This window comes from Mammaliicoccus sp. K-M42, from assembly GCF_022386375.1.
Taxonomy (GTDB): domain Bacteria; phylum Bacillota; class Bacilli; order Staphylococcales; family Staphylococcaceae; genus Mammaliicoccus; species Mammaliicoccus fleurettii.
Genome location: NZ_JAJNIS010000014.1, coordinates 31,867 through 53,451, shown reverse-complemented (window position 1 = coordinate 53,451; position 21,585 = coordinate 31,867). Strand labels below are relative to the sequence as shown.

At 30.2% G+C, this 21,585-nt stretch carries 23 protein-coding genes; 6 read left to right on the top strand and 17 right to left on the bottom strand.

The window, feature by feature from the left end; genetic code table 11:
• Window positions 1-173: 173 nt before the first annotated feature.
• Complete coding sequence (locus LQ668_RS08620) at window positions 174-791, bottom strand: TetR/AcrR family transcriptional regulator (RefSeq protein ID WP_203154162.1); 618 nt, start codon at window positions 789-791, stop codon at window positions 174-176.
• A gap of 156 nt (window positions 792-947) precedes the next feature.
• Between LQ668_RS08620 and LQ668_RS08615 the strand changes: the two genes are divergently transcribed.
• The gene (locus tag LQ668_RS08615) at window positions 948-2,231 is read left to right on the top strand and encodes a YhgE/Pip domain-containing protein (protein ID WP_239775999.1); all 1,284 of its coding nucleotides are present in this window, start codon (window positions 948-950) and stop codon (window positions 2,229-2,231) included.
• A gap of 117 nt (window positions 2,232-2,348) precedes the next feature.
• Here LQ668_RS08615 and mhqD read toward each other — a convergent pair whose 3' ends face one another.
• The 4 genes from mhqD to LQ668_RS08595 form a co-directional block, all read right to left on the bottom strand.
• Window positions 2,349-2,939, bottom strand: coding sequence for a methylhydroquinone degradation carboxylesterase MhqD (mhqD, locus tag LQ668_RS08610; protein ID WP_239740997.1), 591 nt, complete (start codon window positions 2,937-2,939; stop codon window positions 2,349-2,351).
• Window positions 2,940-2,956: 17 nt separating this feature from the next.
• Window positions 2,957-3,565 carry a flavin reductase family protein gene (locus tag LQ668_RS08605; RefSeq protein WP_115337775.1) on the bottom strand — a complete coding sequence of 203 codons (609 nt, stop codon included), beginning with the start codon at window positions 3,563-3,565 and terminating at the stop codon, window positions 2,957-2,959.
• Window positions 3,566-3,591: 26 nt separating this feature from the next.
• Window positions 3,592-4,551, bottom strand: coding sequence for a ring-cleaving dioxygenase MhqE (gene mhqE, locus LQ668_RS08600; protein WP_119634420.1), 960 nt, complete (start codon window positions 4,549-4,551; stop codon window positions 3,592-3,594).
• A gap of 84 nt (window positions 4,552-4,635) precedes the next feature.
• Complete coding sequence (locus tag LQ668_RS08595) at window positions 4,636-5,067, bottom strand: MarR family winged helix-turn-helix transcriptional regulator (protein ID WP_078358527.1); 432 nt, start codon at window positions 5,065-5,067, stop codon at window positions 4,636-4,638.
• Between the two features lie 365 nt (window positions 5,068-5,432).
• Here LQ668_RS08595 and LQ668_RS08590 point away from each other — a divergent pair, with 365 nt between their 5' ends.
• Window positions 5,433-6,329 carry a PLP-dependent cysteine synthase family protein gene (locus LQ668_RS08590; RefSeq protein ID WP_239775998.1) on the top strand — a complete coding sequence of 299 codons (897 nt, stop codon included), beginning with the start codon at window positions 5,433-5,435 and terminating at the stop codon, window positions 6,327-6,329.
• Between the two features lies 1 nt (window position 6,330).
• Window positions 6,331-7,473 carry an aminotransferase class I/II-fold pyridoxal phosphate-dependent enzyme gene (locus tag LQ668_RS08585; RefSeq protein WP_239747798.1) on the top strand — a complete coding sequence of 381 codons (1,143 nt, stop codon included), beginning with the start codon at window positions 6,331-6,333 and terminating at the stop codon, window positions 7,471-7,473.
• A 314-nt stretch (window positions 7,474-7,787) separates the two neighbouring features.
• On the opposite strand, the gene norA is transcribed toward LQ668_RS08585, so the two are convergent.
• Window positions 7,788-8,936: a multidrug efflux MFS transporter NorA gene (norA, locus tag LQ668_RS08580; RefSeq protein WP_107509747.1), complete on the bottom strand. Its 1,149-nt coding sequence runs from the start codon at window positions 8,934-8,936 to the stop codon at window positions 7,788-7,790.
• Window positions 8,937-9,089: 153 nt separating this feature from the next.
• On the opposite strand from norA, the gene LQ668_RS08575 reads away from it, so the two are divergent.
• Window positions 9,090-9,905, top strand: coding sequence for a MerR family transcriptional regulator (locus LQ668_RS08575; RefSeq protein WP_203154157.1), 816 nt, complete (start codon window positions 9,090-9,092; stop codon window positions 9,903-9,905).
• Between the two features lie 187 nt (window positions 9,906-10,092).
• Here the strand turns inward: LQ668_RS08575 and LQ668_RS08570 are convergent, their stop codons facing one another.
• The 3 genes from LQ668_RS08570 to LQ668_RS08560 are packed head-to-tail and all read right to left on the bottom strand — an operon-like array spanning window position 10,093 to window position 12,008.
• Entirely contained in the window at window positions 10,093-10,776 is a 684-nt protein-coding gene (locus LQ668_RS08570; RefSeq protein WP_218703025.1) for a hypothetical protein, read from the bottom strand.
• Window positions 10,769-11,650, bottom strand: coding sequence for an ATP-binding cassette domain-containing protein (locus LQ668_RS08565; RefSeq protein ID WP_239749830.1), 882 nt, complete (start codon window positions 11,648-11,650; stop codon window positions 10,769-10,771). The genes LQ668_RS08570 and LQ668_RS08565 overlap by 8 nt, the downstream gene beginning before the upstream one ends.
• Window positions 11,637-12,008 (bottom strand): GntR family transcriptional regulator, encoded by a 372-nt coding sequence (locus LQ668_RS08560; RefSeq protein WP_107509751.1) that lies wholly within the window; start codon window positions 12,006-12,008, stop codon window positions 11,637-11,639. Before LQ668_RS08560 ends, LQ668_RS08565 begins: the two co-directional genes overlap by 14 nt.
• Window positions 12,009-12,249: 241 nt before the next feature.
• On the opposite strand from LQ668_RS08560, the gene LQ668_RS08555 reads away from it, so the two are divergent.
• Window positions 12,250-12,852, top strand: a complete 603-nt coding sequence (locus LQ668_RS08555; protein WP_239732881.1) for a DJ-1/PfpI family protein — start codon at window positions 12,250-12,252, stop codon at window positions 12,850-12,852.
• An 81-nt stretch (window positions 12,853-12,933) separates the two neighbouring features.
• On the opposite strand, the gene LQ668_RS08550 is transcribed toward LQ668_RS08555, so the two are convergent.
• From LQ668_RS08550 to LQ668_RS08530, 5 genes are all read right to left on the bottom strand, one after another.
• Window positions 12,934-14,037, bottom strand: a complete 1,104-nt coding sequence (locus LQ668_RS08550; RefSeq protein ID WP_208144127.1) for an acyltransferase family protein — start codon at window positions 14,035-14,037, stop codon at window positions 12,934-12,936.
• A gap of 26 nt (window positions 14,038-14,063) precedes the next feature.
• Window positions 14,064-15,734, bottom strand: a complete 1,671-nt coding sequence (locus LQ668_RS08545; RefSeq protein ID WP_239776001.1) for a CDP-glycerol glycerophosphotransferase family protein — start codon at window positions 15,732-15,734, stop codon at window positions 14,064-14,066.
• On the bottom strand, window positions 15,617-16,678 hold the full coding sequence (locus LQ668_RS08540) for a hypothetical protein (protein ID WP_239775997.1): 1,062 nt from the start codon (window positions 16,676-16,678) through the stop codon (window positions 15,617-15,619). The genes LQ668_RS08545 and LQ668_RS08540 overlap by 118 nt, the downstream gene beginning before the upstream one ends.
• 306 nt (window positions 16,679-16,984) lie before the next feature.
• On the bottom strand, window positions 16,985-17,323 hold the full coding sequence (locus LQ668_RS08535; RefSeq protein WP_239775996.1) for a hypothetical protein: 339 nt from the start codon (window positions 17,321-17,323) through the stop codon (window positions 16,985-16,987).
• A 366-nt stretch (window positions 17,324-17,689) separates the two neighbouring features.
• Window positions 17,690-17,932 (bottom strand): Rossmann-fold NAD(P)-binding domain-containing protein, encoded by a 243-nt coding sequence (locus LQ668_RS08530; RefSeq protein WP_239775995.1) that lies wholly within the window; start codon window positions 17,930-17,932, stop codon window positions 17,690-17,692.
• Window positions 17,933-18,144: 212 nt separating this feature from the next.
• Here LQ668_RS08530 and galE point away from each other — a divergent pair, with 212 nt between their 5' ends.
• Window positions 18,145-19,140, top strand: a complete 996-nt coding sequence (galE, locus tag LQ668_RS08525; RefSeq protein WP_239775994.1) for a UDP-glucose 4-epimerase GalE — start codon at window positions 18,145-18,147, stop codon at window positions 19,138-19,140.
• A gap of 78 nt (window positions 19,141-19,218) precedes the next feature.
• On the opposite strand, the gene LQ668_RS08520 is transcribed toward galE, so the two are convergent.
• Genes LQ668_RS08520 through LQ668_RS08510 form a run of 3 tightly spaced genes read right to left on the bottom strand, consistent with a single transcriptional unit; the run spans window position 19,219 to window position 21,584 of the window.
• The gene (locus tag LQ668_RS08520; RefSeq protein ID WP_239775993.1) at window positions 19,219-20,364 is read right to left on the bottom strand and encodes a DegT/DnrJ/EryC1/StrS family aminotransferase; all 1,146 of its coding nucleotides are present in this window, start codon (window positions 20,362-20,364) and stop codon (window positions 19,219-19,221) included.
• A gap of 6 nt (window positions 20,365-20,370) precedes the next feature.
• Complete coding sequence (locus tag LQ668_RS08515; RefSeq protein WP_239775992.1) at window positions 20,371-20,991, bottom strand: acetyltransferase; 621 nt, start codon at window positions 20,989-20,991, stop codon at window positions 20,371-20,373.
• A complete protein-coding gene (locus LQ668_RS08510) occupies window positions 20,988-21,584 on the bottom strand; it encodes a sugar transferase (RefSeq protein ID WP_239775991.1) in 597 nt (198 codons plus the stop codon). The genes LQ668_RS08515 and LQ668_RS08510 overlap by 4 nt, the downstream gene beginning before the upstream one ends.
• Between the last annotated feature and the right edge of the window lies 1 nt (window position 21,585).

Below are 21,585 nucleotides of genomic sequence, written 5' to 3'. Positions count from 1 at the left end.
TATATCAGCTAAAAACCAAGCATATATATTTTGTTAATACCATAGAAAAACCAATGGTTGATTACATCTAAAGATATTACACAAAATTATGAACTTGACTGCTAGTCGACCCTATCTTGCAATATTCAGCCGTCCTATTTATCATGTCGAGTCAATCTTGATAAATTCGAGTGTTATTTCTCCCTTTTCTCATCTACTAATCTCTTCATTATGGATAATGGTCCGGTTGAAGCAATTGTTGAAATATATTGTACAAATTCATCTATCGAGACTTGTTCATGGTCTGAGACCCAATATTTTATCATCGACATCATAGACCCAATTACATAACTTAAATAATAATTGACTGGTATACCGAAGACATCTTCTTTATTTCCTATTAAATGCATTAAGTTACTTCTCACTATGTCCGCTATTTGTTCTTCAATCTTACTTTTTCTCTCTAAATTAAATATAATTTGATAAAATTCTAGATTTTCACTTATATGCCTAACGACATTTTTTATAATTTTTTCTGAAAAGTCTTCGATAAAGGTTTCAGCATTTTGATTATTTATATCTAATTTTCTAAAATCTGCAAAGCTCTTTATTTTTTCAATTTGTTCGTCTTCCATTTCTTCAAGCAGCGCATATTTATCTTCATAATTTAAGTAAAATGTTCCTCTATTTACATCAGCTAAATCTGAAATTTGTTGTATTGTAATATATTCGATATTTTTTTCTTTTAATAACTGTATAAATGCATTTTTAATAGCTTTTTTACTTTTTCTAACTCGTCGATCTTCTGCCATAATTTTAAAATCTCCTTTTTTTAATGAACATATATTAAAGTTTTGTTCATTAATAGACGTATTGTTCTTAATTGACCATTGTGTATATGTTGAATTCCATTATAATAAACAATGTTATTAATAATCAACACCATGTTCATTAAAAGGAGATAAATTATGAATATTTTTAAAAAGAAATTATTTTGGCTAACACCTATTATTGCAATCACGATTCTTTTACTTTTAGCAATCGCATTTATTCCAGCATACAATCCAGAACCTAAATCTGTACCAATTGCGATTGTAAATCAAGATAAAGGTACAACCATGCAAGATAAGCAATTGAATATCGGAGAATCTTTTTTTGAAAAAATTAAAGACAATAAAGATCTTTCTGAAAAAGTGAAATGGATAACAGTCGATAATAAAAAAGATTTAGAACAAGGTTTTAAAGACAATAAATATTACGGCGCATTAATTTTAGATGAGAATTTTTCAAAAGATTCAATGAGTAAAGTACAAAAAACTGTTCAAGATGCAAAAATGAAAGAAATGACAAACAAAATCAAAAGTGGTGAAATCCCACCAGAACAAGCTAAAAAAATGCAAAGTCAAAGCAAAGTTGAGCCTGTAAAAGTTAAGCAAGGGCAAGTTGAAATCATTGTGAATGAAGGTGCAAGTATGCAAGGATCACAATTAGCTACAACTATACTTACAACAATTGGTGACCAGCTTAACATGCAAATCTCTAAACAAAGCATACAAACTTTAGAAAAAATGAAAGTAGACGTTGCGCCTTCTGACATTCAAGGGATAACAAATCCTGTAAAGGTTGATAAAAATAATATAAACAAAGTAAAATCACATCAAGGAAATGGAAATATGCCATTCCTCATGTTCACACCAGTTTGGCTAGCATCATTAGTTGGATCTGTGTTACTATTCTTCTCATTTAGAACGAGTAATAGTATTACAGTGAAAAATCGCATAATTGCTTCATTAGGACAATTAGGCGTTGCCATTGCCACAGCATTAGTTGGTGGATTCGGATATATTTATTTCTTAACCGGTATACTAGACGTCACAATTGATCATCCTAATCGAATCGCACTATATATATCCATAGCAATATTGTCATTCATTAGTTTAATACTTGGATTTATGACATGGCTAGGTATAAAAGTAGTACCATTATTTATGGTGTTGTTATTCTTTAGTATGCAACTCATCATGCTACCTAAACAAATGTTACCTCAGTTCTATCAAGATTATATGATAGGTTGGAATCCATTTAGACATTACGCTGACACTTTAAGAGAACTACTGTATTTAAATCATAGTATAGAGCTTAATAGCACGATGTGGATGTACATCGGATTTATTATCTTCGGAGGCATTTCCACAATCTCGGCTGCAATCATAAGAAAGCACAATCCAAAAAGAACGGAAGTACCATCTTAATAAAAATAAAAAGACCTCTCCAATCCGATAAACTTACTTTCGGATGGGCGGGTCTTTTTTTATTTTGTATCGTTTATTAAAGGGGGAGGTCTTAGGGTTAGTCTTACAATTTCCTAACTATAATATTTCGCGTGCTGCTAATACCGCTTCTTGAGTGATTTCATGGCTATTTACCCACGTTTCACTCACTGTTGCGTTACGTTCTTTAAATATTTGTATTACGCGTTCGCTTTGTTCTTTTGTTACGATTGGGTCTCTTTCACCCATTGATAAAAAGACATTAAAGTCTGATAAATCTTTATTATTATTTTGTAAATCTACTGGATATAATGGTGCGAATAGTAATGCTTTTTTGAAAGGTGTTTCTTCTCTTAAAATAATGTTGATTGCGATATTCGATCCGTTTGAAAAGCCTACTGGTATAACGTCTTCTAAGTTAAATTCATATTCTTTTGCAGATTCTTCTATAAATTGATATAGTTCTTTCCCTCTATATTCTAAATCTTCTACGTCATATTCACCTTCAGCTAATCTTCTAAAATATCTTGCCATACCGTTTTCAGATACTTCACCTTTAACACTTAATACACTATAAGTAGGGTCTAACATTTCTGCTAATGGTAACAAATCTCTTTCGTCTCCACCTGTACCGTGTAATAACAAGAATACTGGCTTACCTTGGTCACCTTGTTTAAATATATGATTCATTCTTTTCATCTCCATCCTTATTGTGGTCTTTCGATTGTAAATGTTTTACCGATTTCAGCATAATCATTGCCTGCAAGTCTGCTTACTGCGCCTAATTCATCTTTAATAATATAACCATTATCATAAATCGCTTCATCGAAATGATAATATTTTATTTCTAAAAGTAGTAAGTCTGATACAGGTTGATCACCATTTTTAATGACGACATCTTCTTTTAACACAGCTTCAAATCGTACTTTACTTTGTTTTAAACCTGGAACTGAAACTTCAACAGAATCTACAGTTTCAAATTCAGTGCGATCCATTTCACTTTCATCCGGACCTAATAACGCTGCCGTTTGGTTCGCATCTTCTACATTATCTGTATCAACGATATGCACAACCGCTTCTTTATTCTGTAAAATATTACGTGCTGTATCTTTCGGTTCACCGTTCACTCTTTGTACTGCTATAGACAATATTGGAGGGTTCGAAGATACAATGTTGAAAAAGCTAAATGGTGCTATATTCAACAATCCACTGTCAGATTGTGTTGTAACAAGTGCTATCGGTCGTGGAATGACAGAACCAATTAATAATTTATAGTTTTCTTTTTGTGTGAGTTCTTCAGGTCGTAACTTCTTCATTAGAACCTCTCCTTTTAATGTCATTATTATTTTCTGCTAGTATCAAATGGTTTAACTTCAGATTCAATGAAGTCACGTTTTGCTTCTAAGAATGGTGGTAATGCTAGGCTTTCACCTAATGTTTCATAAGGTTCGTCTCCCATAAATCCTGGTCCATCTGTAGAAACTTCTATTAATATATGTCCAATTCTTGCATATAAAGCTTCAAAATAGAAACGATCAACATTACCTGAGTTACCAATACGTAATTCATTATATTTTTCTTCCCATGCTTTAATTGCATCATGGTCTTTCAATCTAAATGATACGTGGTGAACTTCTCCGTAACCTTGTCTTGCTTCTGTACTTTGGTCATCTTTTCTTAAAATCACTTGACCACCGTTACCGCCTTCTCCAACTTCAAGAAGTGTTACATCATCTTCTTCCATAATTGGTGTCATACCGAAGACTTGTTTCATTACAGATTTAAAGTCATCATAATAACTTACTGTAATCTCAATTGGGCCTAAACCATAGATTGCTTTATCTTCAGGTACTGGACCATTTTTCCAAGGAATACCTGGTTTAACACCTTTATTTAATTCGTCAGAAATTAATTGGTATCTTTGACCATCTTCTTCTTCAAAAGGTAATACTTTTTTACCAAATAAATCTTGTATACCGTCATGTTTTACGCCAAATTCTTCAAAACGATTCAAGTAATATTCTAGTGCTGCATCATTAGGTACTCTGAATGCTGCACGGCTAATTGAGTTTGTACCTCTGCTACCTTGAGGGTTGTTTGGAAAATCAAAGAATGTCATGTCTGTTCCTGGTGAACCTTGATCATCTGCGAAAAATGTATGATACGTATAAATATCATCTTGGTTTACTGTTTTCTTAACTAAACGCATACCTAAAATTTCTGTGAAAAATTTATAGTTTCTTTCTGCATCATTTGTCATTGCTGTTACGTGGTGGATTCCTAAAAGTTCATTGTTATTCATTATAAATTCCTTCTCTCTTTTATTTTTATATTTGATTTTATTTCGATTTCGAAATAATTTGATGTAAAAAATTATGCGCCAATCCTACTCAGTAGAAAATGCGCTTATCTTTTTGAGTGCTCTGCGAAATATAGCAAGTTCTTCGTCATCTAATATAGAGAATGCTTTCTCTATCGTTTCAGCATGTTGTGGAAAAATCTGTTCCATGAGCGCATGCCCTTTTTCAGTAAGTACAGCATACGTAATACGTTTATCTTCAGTATCTTGTCGACGTGTTACATAAGCTTTCTTAACTAATTGGTCAATAACATAAGTTGTACTACTACTTGCTATTAGAATACGTTGTTTAACCTTTTGAATAGGCTGATCACCTTTATGATACAAAAGTTCCATCACAGCAAATTCAGTAATATTCAAACCATAGTTCTTCATATCTTGCTTCACAATACGGTCTAACGTGTCATTCGTACGCTTTATACCTACTAAAGCTTTTAATGATTCCTCTGTTCGGTCCATGTCATCACCTACCTGTATATTATTTCGATTTCGAGATAACTATAACGCGGCTAAAAATAAAAGTCAACAGTTTTGAGTATAAAAAATATACTAATGTGAAAATATGGTGATATCGGGATATTTTAGGGGCTCTATTTATCATGTTGTGCCAGTCTTGATAAATTCTCGGACTCTATTTATCATGTTGTGCCAGTCTTGATAAATTCAAGGGCTCTATTTATCATGTTGGACCTGTCTTGATAAGTTCGGGCGTTCTATTTTTTCAATATTCTAATAAATTTAATTTATTTGCTTTTTAAAAACTAATCACATATAATCCTTATTGAAATACTATGTTTTATAATAATTAATATTGGGGTAATGGGATGAAGGCTTTTGATTTAATTGGAAATACACCGCTCGTACTATTAGAACATTACAGTACTGACAAAGTAAAAATATATGCCAAACTAGAAAGCTATAACATAGGCGGAAGCATCAAAGATAGATTGGCTAAGCATTTAATTGAACAAGCAATTACTCAAGGTGAACTTAAATCTGGGGATACAATAGTAGAAGCTACTGCTGGTAATACTGGTATTGGACTTTCTATTGTAGCTAATCATTACAATATCAACTGTGTTATCTATGCACCTGAAGGATTTTCTGAAGAAAAAATGAGTATAATGAAAGCTTTAGGTGCTGATGTTAGAAGAACACCTCGTTCTGAAGGCATGATTGGTGCTCAACAATATGCTAAGAAATTCGCTCAAGATCATAATGCTTATTACATTAATCAATTTGGAAACAAAGAAAATCCACAAGCTTATGTAAATACATTAGCATCAGAAATACTTGAACAATGTCCTGACATCAAATACTTTGTTGCTGGTGCTGGTTCAGGAGGTACTTTTGCAGGAACCGCTTCAGTAATGAAACAACATGATGTCCATAATATCATTGTAGAACCTGAAGGCAGCATTCTAGCTGGTGGAGCAGAACATTCTCATGATACTGAAGGCATTGGTGTTGAAAAGTGGCCGATTTTTCTAGATCGTTCTTTAATTCATGACATTAAAGTCATTAGTGATCAAGATGCATTTAACAATGTGTCTGGACTTGCATTAAATGAAGGTATTCTTGCTGGTAGCTCATCTGGTGCAGCACTGGAAGCAGCAATACAAGTTTCCAAAGAAATAGAACAAGGACATATCGTTGTTGTCTTCCCAGATAGTAGCGATCGTTATATGTCTAAAAATATATTTAACTACGGAGGAAAATAAAATGAATAAAAAAACTTTACTTATACATGGTGGAAAAACAACTGACGCATATACTGGAGCTGTAACAACACCAATATACCAAACGAGTACATACGAACAAGATGCTATTGGTGAATTAAGACAAGGATATGAATATTCTAGAACTGCTAACCCTACTCGTACAGCATTGGAAACTTTAATTGCTGATTTAGAACATGGTACGAATGGTTATGCATTTGGCTCAGGAATGGCAGCTATATCTGCTGTTATTATGTTATTAGATAAAGGTGACCACATTTTAATAAACTCAGATGTTTACGGTGGTACTTACCGTGCCTTAACTAAAGTGTTCACACGCTTTGGCATTACTTTTGATTTTATCAGTACAACTAACATCGAAAATATCGAATCTTCTATTAAAAAAGAAACTAAAATGTTATTCGTAGAAACACCTTCAAATCCTTTATTACAAGTTACGGATATTAAAGCAGCAAGCAATGTTGCTAAAAAGCATAACATCTTAACTGTTGTTGATAATACATTTATGACACCTTATTATCAAAATCCTTTAGATTTAGGAGCAGATATCGTACTTCATTCTGCAACAAAATATTTAGGCGGTCATAGTGATGTTGTTTCAGGACTCGTTGTTACTGCAAATGAAAGTCTTGGAGAAAGAATTGGTTTCATCCAGAACTCTACTGGAGGTATACTTGGACCACAAGATAGCTACTTATTAACACGAGGTATTAAAACACTAGGTTTAAGACTAGAACAAATTAACCGTAACGTTAAAGAAGTTGTTGAATTATTGAAAAATCACGACAACGTTGTTAAAACTATCCACCCATTAAACGAAGACCATGTTAACCGTGATGTACATTTTGAACAAGCATCAGGATATCCAGGTATCATTTCTTTTGAAGTAGCAGACGTAGAAAAAGCAAAAGAAGTTATAAAACATACTAAACTATTCACTTTAGCAGAAAGTTTAGGTGCAGTAGAAAGCTTGATTTCAGTACCAAGTTTAATGACACATGCATCCATACCAGCTGAAATTAGACATAAAGAAGGCATCGCAGACGGTATGATCAGACTATCTATAGGAATAGAAGATACAGAAGACTTAGTAGCAGACTTAAATAACGCATTAAATCAAATATAAAATGTAGAACCCTAGGACGCGTGTTGATAAGATACGCGTCCTAGGGTTTTTTTGTAGGAATTATAATGGAATAATCGGTATCAATTGGCGTGCTATTTATCATGTTGTGCTTGTCTTGATAAGTTCACGAGCTCTATTTATCATGTTGGACCTGTCTTGATAAATTCACAGGCTCTATTTATCATGTCTGCCCTGTCTTGCAACATTCACCCACCCTATTTATCATGTTGGACCTGTCTTGATAAATTCGAGTTACTTTATACCCTTTTCCAACCAAAAGAGCTGAGACAATTTATTTGTCTCAGCTCTAATTTTTAAAATTTCAATTTATCTGGTCTGTAAAATACAATAATTACTGATGCTACTAGGAAGAATGCCATTGCTATATACAATGGAAAATCTATACTAATATCAAATGCTGCGCCGGCTACTAAAGGTCCGATTAAGTTACCGACACTTGTTGCTGCCGAGTTTAATCCACCTGCTGTACCTTGATTATTACCGGCTAATTTTGAAAAGTAGTTCGTCATGGATGGTCTGATTAAATCAAATCCAATAAATATAATGAAACTTACTAGCATTACCGTTAAATATTTTGAAGCCATTAAGAATGCTCCTAAAACTAATATCGAATATATTAATGAGAATAATGTTAACTTAATTTCACCTATTTTTCCTACTAGCTTTTCAAATAAGAACAGCTGGAATATAACCCCTACTATTGCGCCACCTGTAATGGCGATAGATATATCTTTCGGTTCGAAACCTACTTTTTCTGCTGTATATAATGAGAACATGGTTTCTGTTGATGCTAAACCATATGAAAGTATGAGCATTATAATAACAGGTACTACAAACAATTTATATGGAAATGGTTCTTTAACTTTTTTCTTACGTGTCTCATGTGTTTCATCTTCATCACTAGCTTCTTTTAATAAGAATATCGAGAATAATAAAGCTATTATGCCTAGTCCACCTGCAAAATAAAAAGGCATTCTATGCGAAATTTCTGCTAAGAATCCTCCTACACCTGGTCCAACTATAAACCCTGTATTTATTACTGCTGACATATAACTAAAGTTCTTCGCTCTAGTCTCATGTGTTGATAAATCACCGATCATACCATTTACACCTGGCATGACAAACGCTGCACTAATCCCACCTAATACTCTTGATAATAAAAGTATTGAAAATGAATTACCTACCGCAAATATAAATTCTGAAATGGAGAATAATAGGAGGCCAATAATGATAATGATTTTTTTACCAAATTTATCTGCAAATCGTCCTCCAAATGGTGAAGCAATCATTTGGAATAATGCGAACACTGCTACAAGTACACCCAAATCTGTACCATTCAAATCTAAATCCTTTAAAAACGTTGGTAAAACTGGAATTACGATACTAATTCCTAAAAACATTAAAAATATATTAAAATATAAAACATTTAACTTACTCTTCATTTTAGACCTCCTTATTCAATACTTTCACAAATTTTATCTGATTTTCACTATATTCTAATCCATTTAGTTGGATTTTCATAACGTTTTGCAATCTTTAATATATACAATTTATAGTGTATAGTAACTATACAGTCAATAGAAGGAGAACAATTTATGCAAAAAATTAATCAAATACCTATAAGTGAGTTTGCTAGCTTAACAAATGTTAGTCGTCAAACGCTTATTTACTACGATAAAATCAATCTTTTCAAACCTGATTATAAAAATGAAATTGGCTATCGCTACTATTCTATAAAACAAATTGAACTGATTAGTGTGATCACATTACTAAAAGAATTAGGCATGCCACTAAAAGAAATCAAAGAATATACACAAAACAAATCACCAGAACACTTTTTAAATTTAATGTATCAACAGAAAAAGACGATTCAAGAACAGAAGAAACATTTAGAATATAATGAAATGATTATCAACGATAAAATTCAGCTCATTAAAGAAGCTATACAAACACCATTTGATGACATTACATTACAAGAAATCGAAGAAACAACATTTTATATAAGTGATAATATCGCAAATGCTTCAGAACTTGATTTTTTAATATCTATTAATCAATTTATTGTAGAACTTAAATCACATGGCCTATTCTCTAGCCAACCGATTGGCATTATATCCAATATGAAAGATATTTTAAATGGAGAATACAATAATTATAGTTACCTATATGTTAAAATTCCTAACTCTAAAAATCATTATACAAACACCATTACGTTAAAAGGTCAGTACTTAATTGGTTACCACCTAGGATTAGATAAAAATATAGAAGTAACGTACTCAAAATTGATACAAAAAATAGAAGAAATGGATTTAAAAATCGGTAAATATGTCTATGAAGAATTTGTATTCGATTCAGTTATTAAAAATAATGAAAATGAATATATAACGAAAATAATGATTGAAGTGGAATAAAATCTTCCCTCAGGCGTCAGCATTTTACAAAATTGTTACCAATATCTATTTTTACAAAAAAATAAAGCACTTTCGTTTAATTTAATTAATAAAATCAAATTAACGAGGTGCTTTATTTATAAGTTATATCATTCTTAAATAATACTACCACGAGTAACGTGCTTACTTCCTGTACTCGATTGTATTATTAAAATTTTAATTTAACATTTATGAGTATTGGATAAATTAATAATGCTAAAAGAATTCCGATAGCACCTAATATATGAAACATTTCATATATATGATGATATATCCATTTGAACAATGGTGTGAAATCTCCAAGTACATACCATACAAAGACTATTACGCCTATTAAAAATAGTCCTATTAAAGTTGGAATGATACCAACACGATACATAATTGCACCGATGAAGAAACAAACACCAGCAATAAAAATAACTGATAAGATATCTATCCACATATTATCGAATCTATTGTTATGTTGTAGGAAATCTCCAACTCTCATTAATGTAACGTTACTATTTGCAATATTTGCAGTAAGTTCTAATAAGTAGCTAACGATTTCATGCACTGCTAACAAACATACAATAAATATAAAGTAGCTTAACCACAAACTGAAAATATATTGCTTTCTCGTAGAACCGAGTTGAACGGCTGATTTAAAAGGATCACCATACAAGAAAAATGGCAAGAATCCTAATATACCGTATATTGGTCCAGATAATAAAGGTTTGAAAGACTCAGATGGTTCAATATAGAAGCCAATGATAAAATAAATTACAGCTAATGCTAGAAGTACGATACTAAATGTATAAAATTGTAATTTCAATTCTTTACCTATTATAGAAAGAGAGCCTCTTAAATCACCCATTATTAGCCTCCTTTGACATCGTTATATTGACTAAGTAATCTTGAATACTTGCTTTATCCACTTTAATATTCAATGCTTTACATTGTTTAATCAATTCTTCATTAAACGGTATATCTGCCATAATTTTATGCTGATTCATAATTGTAGATTGTTCAATTACTTCATTATTAGAAACAACTTGCTGAATATCTTCTAACTTACCAACCAATATTGCTCCTCTAGATTGAAAATATTCTATAGGTTCGTTTAATTTCACATGATGTTCAGAAATGACAACTAGTTTTTCACATATTTTTTCAATTTCTTTAATATGATGAGAAGCAATCAAGATATATCTTGGATCTGCTTCAAATGATTCTCTAAGTGCTTTAGTAAATACCTTTCTCATATAAGCATCTAAACCGTTTGTTGGCTCATCTAACATCGTAACTGGTGCATGACTTGCTAATCCAATTACAGACTGAACCATAGATTGCATACCTTTAGAAAAAGTCTTAATTTTTTTCTTTCTTGGTAACTCGAATAAATCAATTAAATAATCTGCTTCTTGTTGATCCCAATTATCGTTAAACATTGAAGCAAATTTCATAGCATCATTTACATTCCATGTCTTACCAAAGAAATGGTTTTCCCTTAAATATGTGATTTGCTTAGAAGCTGATACATTATTATATGGATTAAAATCTAAAATGGACACTTGTCCTGAATTCTGTTTTTCTTGACCTGACATGAGTTTCATTAACGTCGTCTTACCTGAACCATTACGTCCCCATAATCCGATAATCATAGGCTCGTCTTCTTGTAAATTTAAATCTTCCAGTACATATTCATCCTTGTACTTAAACGACATATTTCTAATATCAATGATTGTCATAGTCTTGAGCCACCCTTCTTATTAATTCTTCTTTGTTTATATTGAGTCTCTTCGCTTCTTTAACCATGTTCTGGATATAAGTGTTTGAGAAATCTTGCATTCGTGTATTTACAAGCTTGTCGCGCGCATCTTCAGCTATAAACACACCAATTCCTCTTCGCTTCGTCACGATGCCTTCATCCATCAACAAAGTAATACCCTTTTGAGCCGTCGCTCTATTGATATTATAAAAATTTGAAAGTTCTGTTGTGGAAGGTATTTGTTCACCTTCAGACAAAAGTCCTTCAACTAAATCATCTTTAATCATATCTGCAATTTGCAAAAATATAGGTGTATCATCATTTAATGTAGGTTTCATATTCATTCTCCTTATCCTATAACATGATTGGTTGATTAGTTGTGTAATCAACTATAATATCATACATGTTATTTGTCAAACTTCTTCGGGTTATTTATCCTATTCATAACGTCATAGCACCTATTATATCAGTATTTTAAGCGCATTAAATTTTTATAAAATAAAAATATATAGTTATCATTTGCATAACCACAACATTTGTAGCAATCTAAAGTTAATCATAAAAAAAGGTGGCTAAATTATGAAAAGAGCATTAGTCGTACTTACTGAACAATACGCAGATTGGGAATTAAGCTATGTTGCAGCAGAACTGTCTATGTCACATTCGTTTAAAATAGATACTGTATCGTTAGAAGAACCAACAGTCACATCCATCGGTCAAATAAAGACAATCGTTGACTATACAATTGAACAAATTTCAGAACCATATGACGCTTTAATCGTTATAGGCGGAAACAATTGGCCATCAATAGAAAGTGAGCAGCTTGTACAGCTCATTAAGACATCATTAGACAAAGGCATCGTTGTCGGTGCAATATGTGGCGCAGTAGACTTCTTAGCAAGAAATAGCCTACTCTCAGGATTCAAGCATACAGGAAACGACTTAAACACATGGACAACAGACAATAACTTTAAACAATACACAAACTCAATAGACTTCGTAAATGAAGACAGCGTAATAGATAAGAATCTCGTTACAGCAAACGGATCAAGCGCAGTAGACTTTGCATTTAACGTCATTCAAGCATTAGGATTATTGGATGAGAGAGAAGCGGAAAAAAATAAATACTTCTATAAATCAGGATATGTAGCGTATAAATTGAAATACGGAGAAATTGGGTAGATTTGTGGAGTGAGTAAGGAAAAATAAGAAAAAAAAAAGCCTATCGTTTGAATGATAGGCTTTGTTTGCAGTGTAAATTATTTAAACACTACTTGATTCTACTGAATTTAGTGTTTCATTTGTTGCTTTATATGGTTTTTCATATTTATTTAACTTATTGTGAGTTAAAGTATTAACATTTCCTACGAAATACTTTCCATATTTACTTAAATTGAATAAGTAAGATATACATATTGATAAACATACTGCTACTATAAACTTATATAAGATATCTAAATAAACAACTTCACTAAACATTGTCATTTTATTTAAGAATATTAAATGCATTAAGTAAATACTAAATGAGAAATTGCTAATAAATAGTATAAATTTAGGTACATACGTAAACCAACTACTCATTAGGAAAAATGCTAATATAACTGAAGTTGTATAAATTGGTGTATCAACTCTTTTAGATCCAATTGCGCTATTATATCCACTTGTATGTGTATAATAAACAAAGATCCCACTGATTACTAACAATCCTATTATTGGTACAGTATATTTTTGTATGGCATTTTTGAAAGCTGTATAGTTTTTTCCTATATAGTAACCTAATAAGAAATATGTTAACCAACCGAAAAAGATCGTTTGTCCTTCTTTTCCCCAGATAATTTGACCAAATATATTATCAGGTGCTTGCATTCTTAATCGCATTGCCCAATAAATTGAAGTAATAATGATTGATCCTATTATCATAGGTATTGGTTTGATGTTCTTTAAGTATTTTGCAAACACATAATGCAATACATAGAACTGGAATATAATAACGATGAAGTATGTTACTGAATATCCTCGAATTGACACATATAAAAAATTATTTATAAATTCTATAAAAGTCGCGCTATCATATTTACTGAAAGTCCAAAATATATTAAGTAATACGTACGGTATTCCTAATATCATTAATCTTTTCTTGAAAAATCCTTCTTTCAACGAGTCTCCATATTTATGTGCAGTCAAGAATTCTGTAATGAATACAAACATTGGCGTTGCGAACATTAAATATACTTGTAAATATGTTGGCCATTCATTTTTAACGAGATTCGGATTATTAGATAATGTTATAGAAATTGAATGAATCATGACTATTCCTAAACAAGATATTGCTCTCATCCAGAATACTACTGGTATAAACTTATTCATAAACTACTCCTTTTGCATTGTATATCTTATTGTCGCTCTAAATTTTCGACAATGCTGTTGTAAATTCTTTCATTATTATTTTTATCAATATATTTGAAAATACTGTCTTTCTCTACTTCTACTTTTTTAAATGAATCATTAACAACATAGTCATAGATTTGATCTACTAATTTCTTTTCATCGTACATAATTTCACCTAGGAACGTTTCATGAATAGGTCTTAAAATACCTTTTCTAAAGAATCTTTCTACATCAAAATGATAAAAGATCACTGGTTTATTCATATAAGTAAAGTCGAAGCTTACACTACTATAATCCGTAATTAACAAGTCATGTTCTATCAATAATGATTGAACGGACTTCTCCCCTAACTCAACATATTGTACTTTTATATCATTATTCATTAAGAACAACTTAAAGTAACTTTGAGCTCTATAATTTGGATAAAAATTAATTTCAACATTATTACTTTCTATTAATTGATTTAGCTTTTTATTTTTAATCAAGCTTAAATATTTCTCTAAATACTCGCTATTTTCAAATGTAAAATCACTGTTTAGCCAATCTCTCCAAGTTGGCATAATCAATATTTTTTTAATATTATTGTTATCATTTGCTATCGGTAAATTATCAAATCGAGATAACCCTGAAATATATACTTGCTCTTTATCGTATCCCATTTCATTTACAACTACATCGTACTTTTCACTCATACTACTCACATTGAAAATATCAAAAGGCTGTTCATAATAATCCTTATGATACTCAACACTTTTTCTTCCTAATACACCATGTTGCAAGAATACTTTTAATGTATCTTCATAACCAAAGAATCCTTTTGCTGGTTTATATGGAAGTATGTTTTCAAAATCATGTGTACTTACAAGTACTTTAGCTTTACTAGCTATTTTAAAATGCTCAATAGAACCAAATTTAAGCACTTTTTTATTATGTTTAAGGTTTTGGTAATCTAAAGCATTTTCATCTATAACATAATAAGCATCTATCGAAGTATTGGCTCTTAACCAATTAAAGAAGACTATACCGTTGTCTTGAGCTGTATCAAATCTTTCACCAATCAACCAAATATTAGGGTCTTTAGCCTTGTTGTTCATTAACTTTAATTGATTGTTTGTAATAGAGAATCTCTCTAATTTAATATTTTTAAATGGCGTAATTGTGCTTAAATAATTTATTTCTTGATTATTATCTTTTATAATTTTTTTTGAAAAATATGTATCCTTTTTATATTTAGCTGTTCTATATCTAATTTTTTCTTTTCTCACAATATGATCTTGTTCTCTAACCGTTATAAATAGATCGACAATCGTTTTAGGCTTAGATATAATCTTTTCAATTTCATCATATTTAATATCTAATAGAGTCTCACCAGGTTCAATATAATACTCAATTGTTTCTTTGCTATAGCGTTCTTCGAAGGTTAAAGTAAACGTACAATGACTATATATATCATCAGCTTTTACAAAAAAGTTTATTTTATTCTCATTTATATAATTAACACCATTCTTAAAAAATGGCTTTCTATACTTAACATAAATACCATTATTAGAAATAAATCTCATGTGATAATATTGATTATTAATGCTAACAGCAGTCTCAGAAATAATACGTTCTTTAACATTTTCAGAAATACTGTATATAACATTGCGACTTGTACCTTCTTCAACTGCCTCAATATACATATTTTTTTAGCTCTATTATCAATGAAAATGTCATAAGGAATTTTAGAAGTAATCATATCTTCGTAAGTTTTGACAGGATATTTTGCAATAATTTCATTCTCATAGTTCATTAAGACAACATTCAAATATTCCTTAATATGTTTATTACCCTTGCTCTTCATATTAATAATAAAACCATACTTATCAGGTGTTTCCTTTAAAATAATATTTTCAGCTTTTAAAATTTTATGATAAACAAAGAAATTGTTCCTATTAATCTCAATATAATAATGATACAAATTAAAACTATATTTATTATCAAACTTCGCTCTATATGCATTATCTTCATTTACCAAGTACATAGCTTTATACTCTTCCATAGCTAACATTTCAATCTTTTCTATTGGAATTGTATAATTCGACTTACCAATAGCTTTTAACTGAATTTCAGATTTATTGGAACCATTAATTAGTAAAATTTTAGAGAACTGATAGTTGTTGCTCGTTTCAAAAGTAAAATTAGACTCATTAATAAAAGGTTTCAATTTAACCTTCTCATTAACAAAAGTATAATCCTCATTTAAACTCTTAATGTACATATTCTTAGTACATTCAACTTCGCAAAGCTTACCGTCAATTGTTAAATAAAGAGAACCTTTAGTATTATCTCTCACCCATAATTTTTTACCATTATAAAAACAGTTAACCTTAATAAATGTTTCCTTTGATTCAAACGTCAATAAATCTTTATTAATTTCAACCTTCAAATGGTTAGTACCCGACTTTTTAATAGCTACAGGAACAGTCTTATTTTGAATTCTAACTTCAAATTGGTCCTTATTAAACACCAAATAATTCTTATATTTATATTCAATAACAATCTTATCGGTCTTATCCTCTACAGAAACACAGTCAAACCTTCTTACAAGTATATTCTTCAATTTATATAAAGTACTCATGCATTTACCTCTTTTATTATTGAATTTTTACACTAAATTATCTGTATAAAAATTAGTTTTTAAAAACATCATTATGGTTATGTATATTATTTCTGAAAATAAAAAATTATTAAATCAGTTAAAATCTGACTTGGTATTTAATTTATTTTCTATAACTTTTAATTCAATATTAATAATATTAACAAAAACTTCACAAATGTCTACATGTTTTTAAAAATACATACCATTTTAGTATGGTAAAAACCTAGTAGTTAGCCTATTTTTAAAGAAAATAAAAAAATAGTTATAAGAATTTTCATCTTATAACTACTTCTCTTTATTTTCATTCTTCTTTAGTTCAACTGACTCTTTATATGCACTTTTTGCATCTTGATAATGTTTACTTTTCGGTAAAATATCTTTATCGATAGCTTGATTATAAGCATTCATTTTAGTCTGTTCATCTTTTTCACTATTTATGACTTTCTCTAAATCTTCTTGAGTCTTAATATTTATAGACTTTTCATTAGATGACTTTTTAGTTTGCTCAGTTTTTTCTTGTTTTTTGTCTTTTTTATCATCTGGTTCAGAGTCTGATGTGATCATGAAATAAGCAGAAAATATAGTTAAGCAAAAAATAAATACTACAAGAATGATGTTTTTCATTTAGTTACCTCTCTTCTATGTATCAATCGCTATTTCAATTAAACTATAGTTATAGTTTTTTGTAAAATAGATTAACGGTAGTAGAGCGTTGTATTGTTCAAAGAAAAAATAAAAAAACCTCTATATTATAGAGAGTTTAATGGGGTCCTTGCTATTTTACGATTCTCACACTTTTATAATTTGCTGTTACTTCATAAAATTTAATTTACTTATTTAATGTTCGAACGTAAGTTTCCTCTTCACTAATAAATTTATCAGTATAGTTTATTTCATCTATATCCTTTGAATATGCTAAATTTCCATATAATTTATTGAAGATTGTTATTTTACCAAATAATTTTAATAAACTGTTTGGTAATTTAATACTCATGCTTTTTTAATTTGCAGTTCTCTCATTTTAAAAATTGCATGATTCGTATTTAAGTAATCATAATTTTGAGGGTGTAATATGCCTGAACCTTCATTCTCAATAAGTTCATTAATATAAATCTCAAGATTTTCAATATATATACTACTTCTTTGATTATCAATTCGAGGGTATAGAGGCAAAATTTTAGATATTTTGATTAACTTACTAAAATTACCTGGTGCTGATTCACCATAAATCATTGGTTGTCTTAAAACAGCTACCTTAAATTCATTTGATTGAATTTCACGAATAAACTAGTTATTACTTTTTAAAAATTTTTATTGAACTCAATAAAATATTTGTATTAATATTTTTAAAAATGCCAAATTTATGATTTATAGGTTATAATTATATTAAAGTATTAGGTTGTTTTATGGAATACAAACATATAGAAAAGGGAGTAGTGTATAAAATGGATGTACTTGTTTTAGGTGGAGCGGGATATGTAGGGAGTCATGCAGTTGATCAATTAATATCAGAAGGATACAAAGTAGTTGTTATAGATAATTTATGTACTGGACACGAATTATCTGTACATAAAGATGCAATCTTTTATAAAGGCGATGTGCGAGATAAAGAGTTTATGAGAACTACATTTTCAAAACATAATTTTGAAGGCGTTTTTCATTTTTGTGCATATTCGCTCGTTGGAGAATCAATGAGAAAACCATTAGAATATTTTAATAATAATGTACATGGTTTACAAATTTTACTGGAAGTAATGATAGAATATAGTGTTGAAAATATAATTTTCTCATCAACAGCTGCTGTTTATGGCGAACCTAATTCAGTACCTATAAATGAACAAGATTTCAAAACACCAACTAACCCTTACGGTGAAAGCAAATTAATGATGGAAAAAATGATGCAATGGTGTCATAAAGCTTATAATATTAATTACGCAGCATTAAGGTACTTTAATGTGGCAGGTGCTAAACCAGATGGTACAATTGGTGAAGATCATCGCCCTGAATCTCACCTTATTCCAATAGTACTTAAAACAGCATTAGGTCAAAATGATTATTTAACTATATATGGTAATGATTACGACACACCCGATGGTTCTTGTATTCGTGACTATATCCATGTAGTTGATCTAATTGATGCTCATATTTTAGCTTATAAGTATTTACAAAATAATGGTGCATCTGGTGCATTTAATATTGGTAGTAGTAATGGTTATTCAGTATTTGAAATTTTAGAAAGTGCTAGAAATGTAACTAAACTGCCTATTAAAGCGATTATTGGTGAAAGAAGAGCTGGTGATCCTAGTAAATTAATTGCATCTAGTCAAAAAGCAAATGAAATTCTTGGATGGAAACCAAAATATGATGATATTAATGATATTATTCATTCAGCATGGCAATGGCATTCAAAAAATCCAAATGGCTATGACGAATTAAATTAAATTTTAATAACAAAATGCCTGCATAAATTCATATAAAATGAATTTATGCAGGCATTTTTTCTATAATAAAAAATATACTTATTTTTCACTATAATTCAAAATATTTTTCATTGTATTAATTACTATATATATATCTTCATCACTCATATTTGAACCAGATGGTAAACATACGCCATTTTCGAATAATGCTTTTGCATTATCATTATTTTCAGCTATATAATCATATTCTTCATATAATGGTTGTAAATGCATTGGTTTCCAAACTGGTCTTGCTTCTATATTATTCTCTTGTAATTGTCTAATTAACTCAGATGCATCAATTCCAACTTGTTCAGAATCAATTGTTAATGCTGTTAACCATCTGTTAGATTTAGTATTACTTAATTCTGGTTGAAAATTAATTCCATCAATATGGTCTAATTCTTTATAATAAGTATCGAATATTTCTCTTCTTCTATCTACTCTATCTTCTAATACTTCCATTTGACCTCTACCAATTCCAGCTGAAATATTACTTAATCTATAATTGTAGCCTAATTCACTATGCTGATAATGAACTGCTTGATCACGAGCTTGGGTAGATAAGAATAAAGCATGTTCAACATTTTCTTTGTTATTTGAAACTAACATACCTCCGCCACTAGTGGTAATAATTTTATTCCCATTAAAGGAGAAAATACCATAGTCACCGAAACTACCGCTTTTTCTACCTTTATATTCAGAGCCTAGTGATTCAGCAGCATCTTCAATTAACTTAACATTAAATTTCTCACATAGTGCTTTAATTTCATCCATTTTAGCAGATTGACCGTACAAGTTTACTACTAAAACTGCTTTAGGCAACTTACCAAGTTCATCATATTTTTCTAATGCTTTTCTTAATGCATATGGGGACATATTCCAAGTATCGTTATCAGAATCAATAAATACAGGTTTAGCATTCTGATACAATATTGGATTAGATGTAGCACAAAATGTTAATGATGAACAAAATACTATATCTCCTTCAGTAACACCACATTCAATCAATGCAAGGTGTATAGCAAACGTACCACTACCAAGTGCTAAACTGTGATCAACTTGTACATATTCACGTACAGTTTTTTCAAACTCAGTAACATTCTCACCAAGTGGTGCAATCCAGTTTTGTTCAAATGCATCATTAATATATTTTTGTTCATTACCTCCCATATGAGGTGAAGATAATAATATCCTCTTTGACATAAAAATTCATCTCCTAATCGGTTTAGCAGGGGTACCTACTACAATCTGGTTATCACCAATATCATTAACAACAGTTGAACCAGCTCCAACCATCGTATTCTGCCCAATTTTAATCTGTGGTATGACTGTTGCACTAGCACCTATTTGAGATTTAATACCAACGGAAACTCCACCTGTTAAAGTTGAGTTAGGTGAGACATGAACAAAATCTGAAATGATATTATCATGCTCTACAATAGCACCAGTATTAACAATGCTGTGCCTACCTATTATAGTATCTGCATTTATTACAGTGTTGGCCATTACAACTGTACCATTTCCGATAACCACGTTTGAACCTATACTTGCTGTAGGATGTATTAATATAGGATACCGTTCAATAGCTAAATTCACCTTATTATAAATGGTTTCTCTAACTTCATTATTGCCAATAGCTATAATAAAGTGATACTTATTCGCATATTTACCAATATTTTCTAAACGGTCATATATAATATTATTCTCTACATGGAATTCATTAATATTATCATCCAAATATCCCTCGAAAGTATAATGCTCACTTTGTTTAATAATATCTTTTATCACTTTTGCATGTCCGCCATTACCTATTAGTAATATTGGCTTCATTTTAAACTTCCTTTAAATCTTTCTATTGTTACATGATCACTTGCACTTATGTCCTTACGTTTAACAACATTATAAAATGTTTTATATAGTATAAACATATCTAGAGTGAAAGATTGATTTTCTACATACCAAACATCTAATTTAAATTTATCTTCCCATGAAATAGCATTTCTACCATTTATCTGAGCCCATCCTGTAATACCTGGTTTAACAAGATGTCTTTTTCTTTGTTCTTCTGTGTACAAAGGTAGATATTCCATTAGTAATGGTCTAGGACCTACTAAACTTAAATCTCCCTTTAATACATTTATTAACTGTGGTAATTCATCTATGCTTGTTTTACGAATAAAGTCACCAGTTTTTGTCATTCTTTTTTCATCTGGTAATAACTCACCATTACTATCTTTTTCATCTGTCATAGTTCTAAACTTTAAAATTTGAAATGGTTTTTCATCCTTACCAGGTCTTATCTGTCTAAAGAATATAGGCTTGTCTAAGCTATACATTATCCCAAATATAGTAAATAGCAATAGAGGTAATGATAATAGTAATACTATTGTTGATATGATAAAATCAAACAATCTTTTTATCACT